We start from the raw sequence: 13,923 nt of genomic DNA on the forward strand, positions 1-13,923 counted from the left end.
AAGCCCAAGCGCGAAGTTGACGGTGGGTTCAAACCGGAATGCGAAAGGGTTGACAGCGCCTTCAAAGCCATCGATTCTCGGGAAACGGAATCGTGTGGGAGGGCAGGGTGTTGCATCCAAAGCGTCGGTTGGGTATTCAGCAGGTCATTGCTTCGGGTCTCTGTTTTGGTTGTCTTGGAATTCTCGGTAAACTCCTCTATCAGCATGGAGCCACAGCCGGTGAACTGCTGGCTCTGCGTTTCAGTTTTGCCGCGCTAATGCTTTTTGCCTGGCATATGATACGCGGCCCAAAGCGCCTTCTTATATCATGGCCTCAGCTTTTATCCTGTGCCGTGCTCGGAATTTTTGGTTACGCGCTCTTTGCCTGGTGCTTTTTCGCGGCGCTCGGTGGCCTCTCGGCCTCGCTTTCGGTCCTCCTGCTCTATACCTATCCCGTTATGGTGACGATCGGCGGTCGGCTTCTCTTCCAGGAAACCATTCCCATCCAAAAACTCTGGGCTCTGCCGCTGGTCGTGGCGGGAACCGTGGCCCTGGTGTGGGGGGAGTTTTCGGTGGATAAGGCCAGCGCTTTGATCCTTGGGCTCTGTGCCGCGCTTTTTTATTCGCTTTATATCCTGCTGTCGAGTCGCCTTCTGCGCAAGGTTCCAGCCGATATTTCGGTGCCCTATATTCAAACCTTTGCCGCCATGATTTTAACGGGCATTTTTGTGCATGACGTCGAGAGGATTCAAAATCTGTGGTGGAACGCCTGGTGGATTATTCTGCTCATTGCGCTGGTTGGAACCGTACTGGCCATGAGTCTGTTTCTGGCGGGACTGCAAAAACTGCAGAATTGGGAAGTGGCTCTGCTCAGCACAACGGAACCTCTTTCCGCCGTTATACTGGCCGCCATGTTTTTAGGGGAACGGCTGAGCGCCAGCCAAATGCTAGGCGCTCTTGGGATTCTGCTGGGGCTCTTGGTGGTGGCGAGGCCGATGCCTCGTCAGGTGCCCGCCGCGGAAATCAGCTGAAATACCCTGCTTCCAAATTCCAATTGACTGATGGAGCGCACTCATCCTGCTCAAGGGTCAGTTGAAACGCTCCCTGGAGATCCTCGATCAAATCCTGCACATGTTCGAGGCCGATCGACAAACGTATCAGACCATCATCAATACCAGCCTTAAGACGATCAGCCTTATCATAGCTGGCATGGGACATCGATGCGGGTTGCTCGATCAGGGACTCCACCGCGCCCATACTCACAGCTCTTTGGAAAAGTTGAGTCGAACTGACGAAACGCTTGGCAGCCTGAAAATCGGATTTCAATTCAAAACTCACGACGCCGCCGTACAGGCCTCGCAGCTGTTTTTGAGCCAGTTCGTGTTGGGGATGTGAGGGAAGGCCGGGGTAATAGACTTTTTTCACAGAGGGATGGTTTTCCAAAAACTGGGCAATCCAGAGTGCGCTTTTACACTGCTCGCGGAAACGAACTTCGAGGGTTTTGATGCCGCGTGCACAAAGATAGCAATCCAGCGGTGCCATCACCCCGCCGGTGGCGTTTTGAATGAAATAAAGTTCCTTGAGTAGGGCCTTATCCCGAACGACCAAAGCTCCACCCAGAAGATCAGAATGTCCGCCCAGGTATTTGGTGGCGGAATGCATGACAATATCGGCGCCCAATTTCAAAGGCTGCGTTGCCACGGGGGTGGCAAAGGTATTATCCACCGCAAGGAGCGCCCCATGCTGGTGCGCGATGTCCGCAAGGGTTGCAAGATCCACCAGGGACAGCAGGGGATTGCCGGGGTTTTCCGCCCAGATCATGCGGGTTGTCGGCCGGATGGCAGCTGCCACCTGCTCCAGATCATCCAAGGGGACCAGGGTTGTTTCGATGCCCACGCGGTTCAGAATCTTATGGAGGATGCGATAGGTTCCACCATAAATATCTGTACCGGCGACGACATGATCCCCGCTTTTCAGCAGCATAAGCGCGCCGTGAATGGCGGCCATGCCGGAGCCATAGGCCAGAGCTCCCACACCTTCCTCGAGCGCGGCTATTGTGGTTTCCAATCCGCCGCGCGTGGGATTGCCACTGCGGCTGTAATCATAAAGCGCCTCGCTGAATTCACCCGGTGGGGCAAAGGTGGACGAAAGATAGAGCGGCGGGATCACCGCGCCGGTCAGAGGATCTTTTTCGTTGCCAATATGAATCGAACGCGTGGATAAATGCATGTGGTGTCCCCTTTAAATGCGATTCAAAGCCTGGTCCAGGTCGATGAGAAGGTCCTGGGTGTCCTCGATGCCAAGCGATAAACGCACAAGGGCGCTATCGATACCCCAGCGCTGACGGTCGGCTTCGGAAGCCTTGTAAAAGCTCATGATCGCCGGCTGCTCGATCAGCGATTCCACGCCGCCAAGGCTGGGACCGATGCGAGGAATGCGAACGGAATCGATAAAGCGAGCGCAGCCTTCCCGATCGGTTTTCAATTCAAAGCTGATCAGACCACCACAGCCTGTCAGATATTTTTGGGCCTGCTCATGACTGGGATGCGTGGGCAGCCCGGGGTAATACACTTTTTTTACGAGTTTATGCTCGTTCAAATAAGCAGCAACGGCGAGACCGGTCTTGTTCTGTTGCTGCACGCGCAGGGGCAGGGTTTTAAGCCCCCTCTGCAGAAGCCAGGCGGTGTGCGGAGCGGCTATGGCTCCCATGATCCCCTGGAGTTTGCGGATGGGTTCAAGCCGTGCTTTGGTGCCGGCTATAACGCCAGCCAACAGATCATTGTGCCCGCCCAGATATTTGGTGGCCGAATGCACAATATAATCCACACCCCAGCGCGCCGGCAGATGATTCACAGGACTCGCCAGCGTTGCATCCACACAGGTCGCGGCGTCATAGGCTTTGGCGATTTGAACGAAACGCTCCAGGTCGATGACGGTCAGATGCGGGTTGGTGGGAAGTTCCGTGAAGAGAAGTCGGGTACGGCCGTCCATGGCCTGTTCCAAAGCCTGAAAATCCCCTGTGGGAATCTGCACGCATTCCACGCCATAGGCTTTGAGATATTCAAAACAAAATTGCCGTGTGCGGTGATAGCACTGGTCGAAGAAGACGAGCTTGTCGCCGGGTTTAAGATCGGCAAGGAAGAGAAGGGTCAGTGCGGACATGCCGGTCGTGCATAAGATGGAGTCCTCGGTGCCCTCGAGTTCCGCCAGTTTCTTTTCCACGGTGCGGGAGTTGGGGCTGCTGTAACGCGCGTACTCATCGCGTTCCTCGCTTTCGCCTTCGAGCATGGCAATCAGCGCGGCGGTGTTTTCAAAAGTATACGTGGATGAACAATGGATGGGATCCACAAGACCAAAATCGCTTTTGACTCGAGCCTCTCCTCCATGAACAGAGAGTGTGGATAGACCTGGTTCACGTTGATGCGTCATGGCATAACCTTCCGGAAGCAAAGAGTGAATGAGAACCAGGATTTGTTTCTTTGCGCAAAAAAAAACGCCACGCAAGGGCGTGGCGAGTTTTCTTGAACTCATTTGGCGCTTTAGCAGAGAAAGCTGCAATCGGCCACAAATCCTTTAGACCCACCATAGTGAGTCCCAGAAAAAGGGGCAAGATTTTTTACGGGTCGCTCCATAAAAAACCTACAGCTGGGTGGCAACCACCGTGAAGGCCTCGATAAGATTGAACATCCCATCGGTGGTAACCACCGCGAAGGCCTCGATAAGATTAGAGATCCCTGGCTGGCAACCGGTATGAAGTCCGCGAAACGAGACGCTATCCATGCAACGGTCACCAGCGTGAGAGGTCGAATGATAGCCCCCGGTTCTTGGGATGATCAGGACCATCCCATGGGTCGGCCACCCGCGTGCGGGTCCGCGGACGTTCAGGCGTCTTCATAGAGCCAGGTCGAAAGGTAACGCTCCCCAGTGCTAGGGATGATGACCACGATTTGTTTGCCTTTGGCTTCCGGACGGCTGGCCACCTGGAGCGCGGCTGCGAGAGCGGCCCCGGATGAGATACCGGCGAATATGCCTTCCTCTTTGGCCAGGCGACGGGCCCATTCTCCCGATTCATCGTTGGTCACCTGGATGATTTCATCAATCAGTTTGGTATCCACGATAGCCGGAATAAAGCCGGCACCAATCCCTTGGATCTTATGCGGACCGGGTGCGCCTCCGGACAGGACAGGGGAGTCCTTGGGTTCCACCGCGATGGCTTTGAATGACGGTTTCAGTTTTTTGATGACACTCGCGGTTCCGGTCAGTGTTCCACCCGTGCCAATACCGGAGATCAGATAATCGACCTTGCCATCGGTGTCATCCCAGATTTCAAGGGCCGTGGTCTTTTTGTGAATTTCGACGTTGGCCGGATTTTTAAACTGCTGGGGCATATAATAACCAGGATTTTCGGCGAGAATCTCTTCCGCCTTGGCAATGGCGCCCTTCATCCCTTTTTCCCCAGGCGTGAGAACGAGCTGGGCACCCAAAGCCTTGAGGAGTTTGCGGCGCTCGACGCTCATGGTTTCCGGCATGGCCAGAATCAGTTTGTAGCCTTTTTGCGCGGCGACGAAGGCCAGAGCAATCCCCGTGTTGCCACTGGTGGGCTCGACGATGGTGCCGCCTGGCTTCAACTCACCGCTTTTTTCCGCGGCCTCGATCATGGCGGCTCCAATCCGATCTTTCACACTGGAAAGCGGATTGAAATATTCCAATTTCAGAAGAATATCACCCGGCAGACCCTTGCCGATTTTGGTTAATCGGACCAGTGGGGTGTTGCCGATAGTTTCAAGGATACCGTTGGCAATCTTGGGACGGTGACGACGTTCGGTCATGATGCATACTCCTGTGTTCGTGCCTAAAGGTAGTTGATGATCAGATGCCATCGCCATCGGTAAAATATGATGACAGATAGCGTTGCTGGGTTACGCGACTGCTCGGCGGCACACTTTCTGTGAGCCAGACATTGCCGCCAATGCTGGATCCTTCGCCGATATGGATTCGTCCCAGGATCGTCGCACCAGCGTAAACGGTCACGCCATCTCCGATGATCGGATGCCTGGCGTTGCCCTTGACAACAACTCCTTTGTCGTCTCGGTGAAATCGTTTGGCGCCAAGGGTGACACCTTGATAAAGCGTCACATTGCGGCCGATAATGGCCGTTTCCCCGATCACCACTCCGGTGCCGTGATCGATGAAAAAATTGGCGCCTATTTGCGCACCCGGATGGATATCAATCCCGGTATCCTGATGCGCCAGCTCCGCGATGAGCCTCGGCAGCAGCGGAATGTTATGCTGATAGAAGATATGAGCGAGTCGGTGATAGCGCACGGCTTTGAATCCCGGATAACAGATGATCACTTCCAAAGCATCATCGGTGGCGGGATCGTTATTGAGCGCCGCCTCGATATCGGAACGCAACACATGTTCAATCGCCTGCATCTCCCCCAGAAGAGCCGTGGTGGACACCGAAGTCAGACGCGGGTGTTCCGTACCATAGGTGTGACGCAGATAGGCCAGCAGTTTATCGACCACCGGCTGCACCGTTTCGACGAAAAACTGCCCCTTATTAGGATTAAACAGCAGGCCCGCCGTGACCAGACGCACCAGAAGATGAATTTCATCCTGAAAGGCGCAGAGCACATTATGCTCCAGCCTGTGTTCGCTGAGTCGCTCGCTCAAAGTCCTGGGGTTGCCCATGCTTCATCTCCTGCCAGGGGACGTTGGCTCTATGTGTCCCTTTATACCGCTTCTCATGAAACAGTTCCAGATCCTTTCCTCTGAAAAGTTTTCCTCAGATGCCGAGTCCATCCTGGTAAACGCCGATACCGCGTGTCGCCAGACGTTTGCGCAGGAACTGACCTTCGTTGCCATCCTCCACCACCACGTTCCAGCCGAGTTCCAGCAGGCTTTCGACCGATTGCTGCTGAATCTCCAGGGTGTTTTTCTGCAAAAAGGCTTTGGGCAAAAAGAGCCAACCCGGTTTTCCACGGTTTTCCTGCCAGATGGGATCATTCGCAGCGGCGAGGTGCAATTGATCGGGGCGCAGACCGTCGCCACTCAACGGCGCATCGATCATGCCAGCCGCAACCGTGCGGTAGGTGCGAGGATCGATCAGAATAAACGCGCCGAGCGCCCGTGATTGGTGATAAGGCGCGGCATAGAGCGGCCTGGAGCTTTCGATTTCTACAGCGGCAATGTCATTGAGCTGCAGGCCTTGCGCCGGAACAGGTGCCAGCGTCGTGAGATCAAACCGATGATTCAATTTGGAGATTTGGGCTCGTGCGGTTTGCGTACCAAGACGTATAATATAACGTTCATCCAGGCGCAGGGCGTCCTCATCAAACCAGACGAGCTGAGCCTGCCAATGGCGGGTTGGGGAGGGAGCGGTCCCATCGGTGACGAAAAAACTGCCACGGTCCAGATCGCGTTCGTCCTCCAAAGCCACGGCAATGGCATCACCGGCCAGAGCCTCGTCGGTCTCCACTCCCGAACGATAAATTTGCGCGACGCGACTGGTCTGATTCGAAGGCAGAATACGGATGGGATCGCCCACCCGCAGCTGACCTTCGGCCAAGGTTCCGGCTGCAAGACGCTGCCCGCTGCTGTCGCGCAGAATAATTTGAATGGGCAAGCGCAAGTCCTTGCCCACTTCGGCTCGTGCCGGCAGGGCATCGAGAACCTCAAGCAAAGCGGGCCCCTGATACCAGTGGGTGAGATCACTCCGACTGCTGATGTTATCACCCCGCAGGGCACTGACTGGAATCACATGCAAGGACTGCTCAGGCTTGATCCATTCCAGTTGCCGGAATTCGCGTTCAATCGCTTGAATGCGCTCCGCGTCGTAGGCGATCAGATCAATCTTATTAATAGCTACCACCAGATGCTTGATGCCCAAAAGATGAGACAGGTAAGCATGACGCCGGGTCTGTTCCAGAATTCCGTGCCGTGCATCGACCAAAAGAATCGCGACATCGGCCAGTGATGCCGCTGTCACCATATTTCGCGTGTACTGCACGTGCCCAGGCGCATCGGCGAGGATATATTTACGCCGACTGCTGGAAAAATATTTGTAGGCGACATCGATGGTGATGCCCTGCTCGCGCTCGGACTTAAGGCCATCCGTAAGGAGCGAAAGATCAAGCTCGCCTTGAATGCGTTTGGCGCTCTCGATCGCGGCCAGTTGATCATCAAAAACTGCGCGCGCTTCGTAAAGCAGGCGACCAATCAAGGTTGATTTTCCGTCGTCCACACTGCCCGCGGTCGTGATGCGCAGCAGGGAACGGGTTGAGGCCTGTGTCATCAGAAATACCCCTCTCGTTTTTTGAGTTCCATCGAAGCATCCTGATCATGATCGATGACCCGGGTGGAGCGTTCCGAACTTTTGGCTTCAAAAAGCTCGTTGATAATATCGTCCAGGTCCTGAGCATTCGAACGGATGGCCCCTGTGCAGGGACTGCAGCCCAAAGTCCGGAATCGGCAGATGACATTCTTCGCGTCGCTGTGATTCCAGCGCGGATCATCTTCATCCAGTGGAATCAGGCTGCTACCTTTATCCAGCACACGCCGTTCATGCGCGAAATAAAGAGGCACGATATTGATGTTCTCGCGCTTGATATAGTGCCAAACGTCGAATTCCGTCCAGTTGGAGAGGGGAAAGACTCGCATGTTTTCACCTTCATGCACGCGAGTATTATACAGATTCCAGAGTTCGGGCCGTTGATTTTTGGGATCCCATTGACCGTGTCGATCGCGGAAGGAGAAGATCCGTTCCTTGGCGCGCGAACGTTCCTCATCGCGGCGGGCACCTCCCAGCGCCGCATCGATGCCATAGGTTTTCAGAACCTGCAGCAGGGCTTCCGTTTTCAAAAGAGCGCAGCAGGCACGGGTGCCCAGCTTGAAGGGGTTGGTCCCGTCGGCAATGGCAGGTTCATTGCGATGAACGATGAGTTCGACGCCCAGCTTTTTGGCTGTATCATCACGGAACTGATACATTTCCTTAAACTTGAAACCGGTGTCCACATGGACCAATGGGAACGGGATTTTACCTGGAGCAAAGGCTTTCACGGCCAGATGCAGAAGTACCGAGGAATCCTTGCCTACGGAATAGAGCATCGCCGGTCGTTCGTAGTTGGCCGCGACTTCGCGCATGACTTCGATGCTCTCGGCTTCCAGATCATTCAGATAGGTATTATCAAAGGGATGCTGGGGCATGTTGATCCTCTTTTTTTACGGGGGAATGCAGTCCGCATTCCTTGTGACTTTGATCTTCCCACCACCAGCGGCCGGCCCGTTCGTCCTCATGCGCTTCGATAGCTCGTGAGCAGGGCGCGCAACCGATGCTGGCATAGCCCTTGTCATGCAGCGGATTGTAAGGCAGTTTGTGAGTCCGGATGTAGTCCCACACCTCCTGCCTGGACCAGTCGATAAGAGGACTGATTTTTAAACGCCCCGCTTCATCGAAAGCAAAGAGATCGATGGTCGATCGCGCGGCGGATTGTTCCCGACGCAGACCGGTGAGCCATGCATCCTTTCCCTGGAGAGCCCGCTGCAAGGGTTGCACCTTGCGGATCTGACAACACTGCTTGCGGCGCTCTGCGCTTTCATAGAAAGCATTGGGACCGTGGGTCGTGACAAACGATTCCAGGGCCACAGGATCCGGGTAATAAAAGCGGAACTTCACCTCATAACGCAGACGCCAGCGCTCGATCAGGTCATACGTTTCGGGAGGCAGCCGGCCGGTATCCAGAACAAATATCTCGGGCCTTTGGTCCTGCTGCAGCGCCAGATGCATGAGCACCAAGTCTTCGGGACCAAAACTGCTGGCCAAAACAAGGTTGGGAGAAAACCAACGGGAGGACAGCTGCACAATATCCAGAGCTGGAAGCGACGCATAACGCCGATTCCATTCTGTCAGTTCGTCCGCCGTCACCGATTGCAAGCGAGTCATAGAATCGCTCCCAGGCGTTCCGCACCAACACGCTGCGCGAAGTCGCCGAGGTACTCATTGGTGCCACCTTCCTGCTTCCAAAAACCAATGATTTTGTCGAACACAAGGGGTAGGTCATCAGATTTCACCTTATCTTTGACCTTGAACGCCAGCCGCTGACCTTCCGGTTCGCCGCCCAGAAAAATAGCGTACTGGCCCGGCATCTGGCCGACCAGGCCCAGTTCCGCCGAGTAGGGGCGCGCACAACCGTTCGGACAACCTGTGATACGAACCACTGGGGCCTTATCATTCAGTTGATAGCGATCCAGAGTCTCCTGAATTTGACCAAAAACAGTCGGACCCACGCGCTCGCTTTCGGCCAGGGCTTTGACGCAGGTGGGAAGGGCGACGCAGGTCAAGGCTCTATCATAGAGCTTGCGCGGACTCAGAGGATTGAGACCCTGCGTATCAAGATAAGTTTCAATCGCCCGTTTATCTTTGGGCTGAATTCCGAACAGGATCAGATCCTGTTCGGCGGTCAACTGCACATTGAGTTGGTACTGTTCGATGATGTTACGCAAGGCTGATTTTAAAGGACGTTCGGCGTCGATCAAACGACCGGACAGGGTATGGAAACCAAGGGCCAGAGTGCCATCACGCGCTTCAATCCAACCCAAATGCTGAGGTGTTTGCCACGACGGCAAGGGTCGATCATCGAAAGTCAACTGCGCGCGCCGGCTCACTTCTTCCTTGAACCAGGCGACGCCGCGGGTATCCAGGAGATACTTGAGACGGGCAAAGGTGCGATTTTCCCGATTGCCATAATCACGCTGGGTCGTGACCACAGCTTCCGCCACCGTAACCAGAGATTCCTTGGGAATCCAGCCCAGAAGATCTGCCAGGCGGGGGTGCGTTTCCGAATCGCTGTGGGTCATGCCCATGCCACCGCCGACAAAGACGAAGTAACCTTCGATTTGATCCTGTCGGTCGAAGGTGGCCGCAAAACCAAGATCCTGAGTCAGGATATCAATGGAATTGTTACCAACGGCGGTGAGACCAATCTTAAATTTTCGTGGCAGATAGGCTTTGCCATAGATGGGATCAGGTTTTTCTTCAATGACCGGTTCGCCATCCAAAAAGACTTCAAAATAAGCATTGGACGTGACTTCAAAGTGTTTGGAAAGAAACGTTGAAGGCTCATCCAATTGCGCCAGGCGCGGATCGCCCCATGGGTTCACGGATTGCGTCACATTTCTGACCACATCACCGCAGGCACCGGTGGTGCTGCTCAGGGCTTCGTGGATTTCCTTGAGAACGGGTTTGACGTTCCCCTTTAAAACGCCATGCAATTGCAGGGACTGACGTGTGGTGATGCGGAGACCTGAAGTCGCGTAGCGCGAAGCTATGGTGTCCCAGGCGAGCCACTGCTGCCAGGTCAAGCGTCCGCCTGGAATGCGCCCACGGATCATAAGAGTAAAAGGTTTGGGACCGGTGGATTCCTCGCCTGGCTTTTTCTTGTCACGATCCTTGTACTGATACATGCCGTGAAATTTGAGAAGATTCTCGGCATTGCCAGTAAAACGACCGGCGTCGCTCTTGATTTCTTCGTACAGGGTGCCACGCAGCCCGCGGGATTCTTCTTTGAGAATTTCGGCTTTGCTTTTTTCCTGCTGACTCATCGTGTGGATTCTCCTGCTTGCGAATAATGTGTGTGTTCTGTTAACCAACTTTTTTGCCAGATCTGGAGCTGCTCCTTAAGCTGGCGCATCCGTTGGGTGGGATCGGGAATGAAATGTCGGACGTTTTTGCGAAGGACAGCGAGCTGTCCGAGCTCATCACTGAGATCCTCCGGCAACGCCTCTTCCAGCCACAGGCGCAAAGCGCGAGCCACACCGGGAAAGAGACCCTGGGTGGAAATGGCAATCTGCAGCGGACCGCGTTCGATCTGGGCTCCAAAGAAAAAATCGGCCGACGCCGGTTCATCGACGGCATTCACAAGGATGCCGCGGGCTCGCGCTGCGGCTGCAATACGGGCATGACCGAGGCTATCGTTCACGGCCGAGATCACCAGGACATGGCCCGTCACATCGTTGGGAAAGAAGGGACGTTCTTCGAAAGACAGGTGATGCTGCGCGAGAAGTTGCCTGGTCTCTGCGGCGATCACGCGAGCGATGACGCGCACCCGGGCTTCAGCCTGGATCAGTTTTTCCAGTTTTTCACGGGCCACCGCTCCACCGCCGATGAGAAGCACGGGCTTGTCCTTCAGATCAATGAAAATGGGCAGAAAGGACATGAGGCGCCTCCTGAAAAAGATTGTGGAAAGTTTGAGCCTTGGTATCCATGAAGCGAACATTTTCGCCGAGGTAAACAATCACCGGACCATGACCGACGCGTTGGTAGCCCAAGGCCAGAATGGTTTGAATCGTCGTAGGAAAGGCATGGCTGGAACCGTCATCCGCACTTTCAATCAGGGCCAGAGGACTGGCCGGATCACGGCCATGGGCGAGCAGCTTTTCCAAGGTGCTCTGCAGTTTTTCAAGGCCCATGAAGATGGCGACCGTTCCCTTGTAGCGAGCCAGATCCTGCCACCATTGGGGATCATCGGGGAGTTGGTGACCCTGGATCGCGCGGAATTCATTGCCGCCGGTGCGCAGGGTGAGAGGCAGGGCGAAACTTGCGGCGATTCCATTCAAGGCACTGACGCCTGGAATCACCCGATATTCAATATCAGCTTCCCGGAGGGCGGCGACTTCTTCGGCGCCACGACCAAAGATAAAGGGATCACCCCCTTTCAGGCGAACCACAAACTTACCTTTTTCTGCGTGAGCGACAATCAGCGCATTGATCTGATGCTGTGCAAGCGCATGCCGACCGCAGCGTTTTCCTACATAAATGGCTTTCGCGCGCTTGGGAAACAACTGGCGGAATTCCGCCGAAAGTAAAGCATCATAGAGAATGACTTCGGCTTTTTGCAAAGCTTTCAAACCAGCCAAAGTCAAATAATCGACGTGACCGGGCCCAGCCCCAACAAGGGCGACAAAACCTGAACGCATACTTGCACTCCCAAGTGTTGGTCAAAACCAAAGCCACAAAAGCTCAAGGCTATGGATCAAAGACCAGCGCGTTTTATTGAATTTTTAAAAGGAATTAAAAAACGGCGCTGTTCTTTAACAACAGCAACAGAGGCAACATAGACAGGAAGCAAGGCGAGGGGAGGCGAGGTTGGACGGGGCAAGCAGGGAGCTTGTCGGCCTTGGTCGTAAGTCTTGTTGTTCGTATCTCATGATTTACCTCTGTGGGAAACAGATGTCAGGATGTGAACATGCCAGAGGTCAATTTTGAAGTCAATCCTGAATGCCGCACAAGTTGGAAGGTTATTTTCGGTAAAACTACAGTTTGGATGCGTTTGCCTTTTTGCAGCCAATCTGCCGGTATTTGCAGGCTCTGCCGCTGCCAGGATTTTGCCACTCATTTCAAAGATTTAAATTGAAAAGCCCCGGGGAGGCCCGACCCAGGGCAGCGTCGCCTTAGAGCTTTTGCAGATGAATGGTGCATTCCAGTTGGTCGCCTCGATGGCAGGTGAACAGCCCGGAATGCGCCTGGGTATCCCACAGCATGGCCTTGCACTCACGCCCGTTCGCCGTCACGGTTGCCGTATCGCCCTGGTTGGGGTCTTTGACCGCGCCATGCTCGAGTGTGTTTGAGGGAAACCCAAAATCGGTGCCTGTGACCAGAGTATAGTTTTCTGTGTCCAGACCGCTGCCCGATACCACCGGGTCGATGCGCAGTTGTCCTTCCGCCTGGGCATTCGGGCAATCCGATGTCACGAGGTAAGTACCTTCCGCAAAATTTCTGGTATGGGATTTCTGCGAGGTTGCCAGTGACGTGACAATGGCAAACCCCAGGATCAGCCCACTATAAATGCGAGACATCATAGGTCACTCCAAGAAAGTAGTTGGGGCCCGTTAACTGAGACAAGCGAATCAGGGCGTCCAGAGAAAGGAAGGGCGTGATGCGATATCCCGCGGTGGCTCCCAGATAAGGCGAACCTATATCCATGATGTTGTGATCTTCCCGGTTGGTCTGCTTCCCGGTGGGAGCGCTGAGCGTGACCTTGCCGTTGAGGCCTTTCATGGTTATCAATTCCAGACCCAAACGGAGTGACGGAACCCACTGTTCTTCCATCACTCGAAAACCACCGTGAATAAAAGTGGTGCTCCGCTCCAGCTTTAAAGTTCCACCTGAATACGAATCCTCAATGGAGGCATTCACGTGACCCAGGCCGAGCACCCAGGCGCTGGTGAAACGTCCAATGGGCTTGAACGCAAGATGCCATGCAGCCTCGGCCTGGGTTCCCTGCAGCTTTTGGTCCTTGAACATCTTATCCTGGTAACTGCGGGCATACCGATGCTGATCGGGTGTCATCTCACCGGTTGGACGACCCAGAGTCAAGGTCACGGCATCAGCTTGTACGAGAGTCGAACGGAGGAGCATCAGTAGAAGGAAACTTCCAAGGTAGAGCCTCATGAATACGATCCTGTAAGTGATGATGAAAGAGGAAGGCCAAGGGCAACATGATAAGAGCCAAAAGGTCACTCAGATCCCGTACCACGGCGACCCGGATGCCGACGGTCGCATAAACTTCGGTGTAAAGTCTTACAGCCTCCGCACTGGTTTTGAGTAAGACGAAGAAGAGACCTGTGAACGCAAGGCATCCACCGAAGATGAAGGAGGAGTGTTGCCAGCGACGTTGCACAAGACTGGACATATCAGCCAGCAGAAAGGGAAAAAACCAAAGACCTGCAAAGTCAGACAACTTGCCCGTGACAAACCCTGCCACCCCACTCTGTTTCAAATAGTGGTCATTGACAGCAACGATGACAATTGCCGTTAAAACCAGGGGATGTTCGCAAAGAAATCGCTTCACCAGGACCTCATGCCGAAGAAACCAACATATTAGCAGGGTTGTTGGGGGGACGCCAGGCTGTACATGCTAACACCCATCGACATCCTTCCAGGCC

General features: G+C 54.5%; 16 protein-coding genes. 2 read left to right on the forward strand and 14 right to left on the reverse strand.

Going from position 1 to position 13,923, the window contains the following annotated elements:
* Positions 1-107: 107 nt before the first annotated feature.
* Positions 108-1,010: a DMT family transporter gene (locus VE954_RS01130; protein WP_324948769.1), complete on the forward strand. Its 903-nt coding sequence runs from the start codon at positions 108-110 to the stop codon at positions 1,008-1,010.
* On the opposite strand, the gene VE954_RS01135 is transcribed toward VE954_RS01130, so the two are convergent.
* The 11 genes from VE954_RS01135 to cobA all read right to left on the reverse strand — a co-directional run bounded on the left by VE954_RS01135 (position 1,003) and on the right by cobA (position 11,955).
* The gene (locus VE954_RS01135) at positions 1,003-2,208 is read right to left on the reverse strand and encodes a PLP-dependent aspartate aminotransferase family protein (protein WP_324948771.1); all 1,206 of its coding nucleotides are present in this window, start codon (positions 2,206-2,208) and stop codon (positions 1,003-1,005) included. The genes VE954_RS01130 and VE954_RS01135 overlap by 8 nt on opposite strands.
* 12 nt (positions 2,209-2,220) lie before the next feature.
* Positions 2,221-3,408 carry an aminotransferase class I/II-fold pyridoxal phosphate-dependent enzyme gene (locus VE954_RS01140; protein ID WP_324948773.1) on the reverse strand — a complete coding sequence of 396 codons (1,188 nt, stop codon included), beginning with the start codon at positions 3,406-3,408 and terminating at the stop codon, positions 2,221-2,223.
* 210 nt (positions 3,409-3,618) lie between these two features.
* Positions 3,619-3,759: a hypothetical protein gene (locus tag VE954_RS01145; RefSeq protein WP_324948775.1), complete on the reverse strand. Its 141-nt coding sequence runs from the start codon at positions 3,757-3,759 to the stop codon at positions 3,619-3,621.
* A gap of 101 nt (positions 3,760-3,860) precedes the next feature.
* The gene (cysK, locus tag VE954_RS01150) at positions 3,861-4,808 is read right to left on the reverse strand and encodes a cysteine synthase A (RefSeq protein ID WP_324948777.1); all 948 of its coding nucleotides are present in this window, start codon (positions 4,806-4,808) and stop codon (positions 3,861-3,863) included.
* 40 nt (positions 4,809-4,848) lie between these two features.
* The gene (gene epsC / locus VE954_RS01155) at positions 4,849-5,673 is read right to left on the reverse strand and encodes a serine O-acetyltransferase EpsC (protein ID WP_324948779.1); all 825 of its coding nucleotides are present in this window, start codon (positions 5,671-5,673) and stop codon (positions 4,849-4,851) included.
* Between the two features lie 94 nt (positions 5,674-5,767).
* Complete coding sequence (locus VE954_RS01160; protein ID WP_324948781.1) at positions 5,768-7,276, reverse strand: sulfate adenylyltransferase subunit 1; 1,509 nt, start codon at positions 7,274-7,276, stop codon at positions 5,768-5,770.
* The gene (gene cysD, locus VE954_RS01165) at positions 7,276-8,187 is read right to left on the reverse strand and encodes a sulfate adenylyltransferase subunit CysD (RefSeq protein WP_324948783.1); all 912 of its coding nucleotides are present in this window, start codon (positions 8,185-8,187) and stop codon (positions 7,276-7,278) included. Before cysD ends, VE954_RS01160 begins: the two co-directional genes overlap by 1 nt.
* Entirely contained in the window at positions 8,168-8,923 is a 756-nt protein-coding gene (locus tag VE954_RS01170; RefSeq protein WP_324948784.1) for a phosphoadenylyl-sulfate reductase, read from the reverse strand. The genes cysD and VE954_RS01170 overlap by 20 nt, the downstream gene beginning before the upstream one ends.
* Complete coding sequence (locus VE954_RS01175) at positions 8,920-10,581, reverse strand: NADPH-dependent assimilatory sulfite reductase hemoprotein subunit (RefSeq protein ID WP_324948786.1); 1,662 nt, start codon at positions 10,579-10,581, stop codon at positions 8,920-8,922. Before VE954_RS01175 ends, VE954_RS01170 begins: the two co-directional genes overlap by 4 nt.
* Positions 10,578-11,195 (reverse strand): bifunctional precorrin-2 dehydrogenase/sirohydrochlorin ferrochelatase, encoded by a 618-nt coding sequence (locus VE954_RS01180; protein ID WP_324948788.1) that lies wholly within the window; start codon positions 11,193-11,195, stop codon positions 10,578-10,580. Before VE954_RS01180 ends, VE954_RS01175 begins: the two co-directional genes overlap by 4 nt.
* Entirely contained in the window at positions 11,170-11,955 is a 786-nt protein-coding gene (gene cobA, locus VE954_RS01185) for a uroporphyrinogen-III C-methyltransferase (RefSeq protein WP_324948791.1), read from the reverse strand. The genes VE954_RS01180 and cobA overlap by 26 nt, the downstream gene beginning before the upstream one ends.
* A gap of 269 nt (positions 11,956-12,224) precedes the next feature.
* Here cobA and VE954_RS01190 point away from each other — a divergent pair, with 269 nt between their 5' ends.
* Positions 12,225-12,392: a hypothetical protein gene (locus VE954_RS01190; RefSeq protein WP_324948793.1), complete on the forward strand. Its 168-nt coding sequence runs from the start codon at positions 12,225-12,227 to the stop codon at positions 12,390-12,392.
* Positions 12,393-12,429: 37 nt separating this feature from the next.
* Here the strand turns inward: VE954_RS01190 and VE954_RS01195 are convergent, their stop codons facing one another.
* The 3 genes from VE954_RS01195 to VE954_RS01205 are packed head-to-tail and all read right to left on the reverse strand — an operon-like array spanning position 12,430 to position 13,829.
* A complete protein-coding gene (locus VE954_RS01195; RefSeq protein ID WP_324948795.1) occupies positions 12,430-12,837 on the reverse strand; it encodes a hypothetical protein in 408 nt (135 codons plus the stop codon).
* Positions 12,818-13,429, reverse strand: a complete 612-nt coding sequence (locus VE954_RS01200; protein WP_324948797.1) for a hypothetical protein — start codon at positions 13,427-13,429, stop codon at positions 12,818-12,820. The genes VE954_RS01195 and VE954_RS01200 overlap by 20 nt, the downstream gene beginning before the upstream one ends.
* Positions 13,365-13,829, reverse strand: coding sequence for a hypothetical protein (locus VE954_RS01205; RefSeq protein ID WP_324948798.1), 465 nt, complete (start codon positions 13,827-13,829; stop codon positions 13,365-13,367). The genes VE954_RS01200 and VE954_RS01205 overlap by 65 nt, the downstream gene beginning before the upstream one ends.
* Between the last annotated feature and the right edge of the window lie 94 nt (positions 13,830-13,923).

Source organism: Oligoflexus sp., assembly GCF_035638955.1.
Classification (GTDB): domain Bacteria; phylum Bdellovibrionota_B; class Oligoflexia; order Oligoflexales; family Oligoflexaceae; genus Oligoflexus.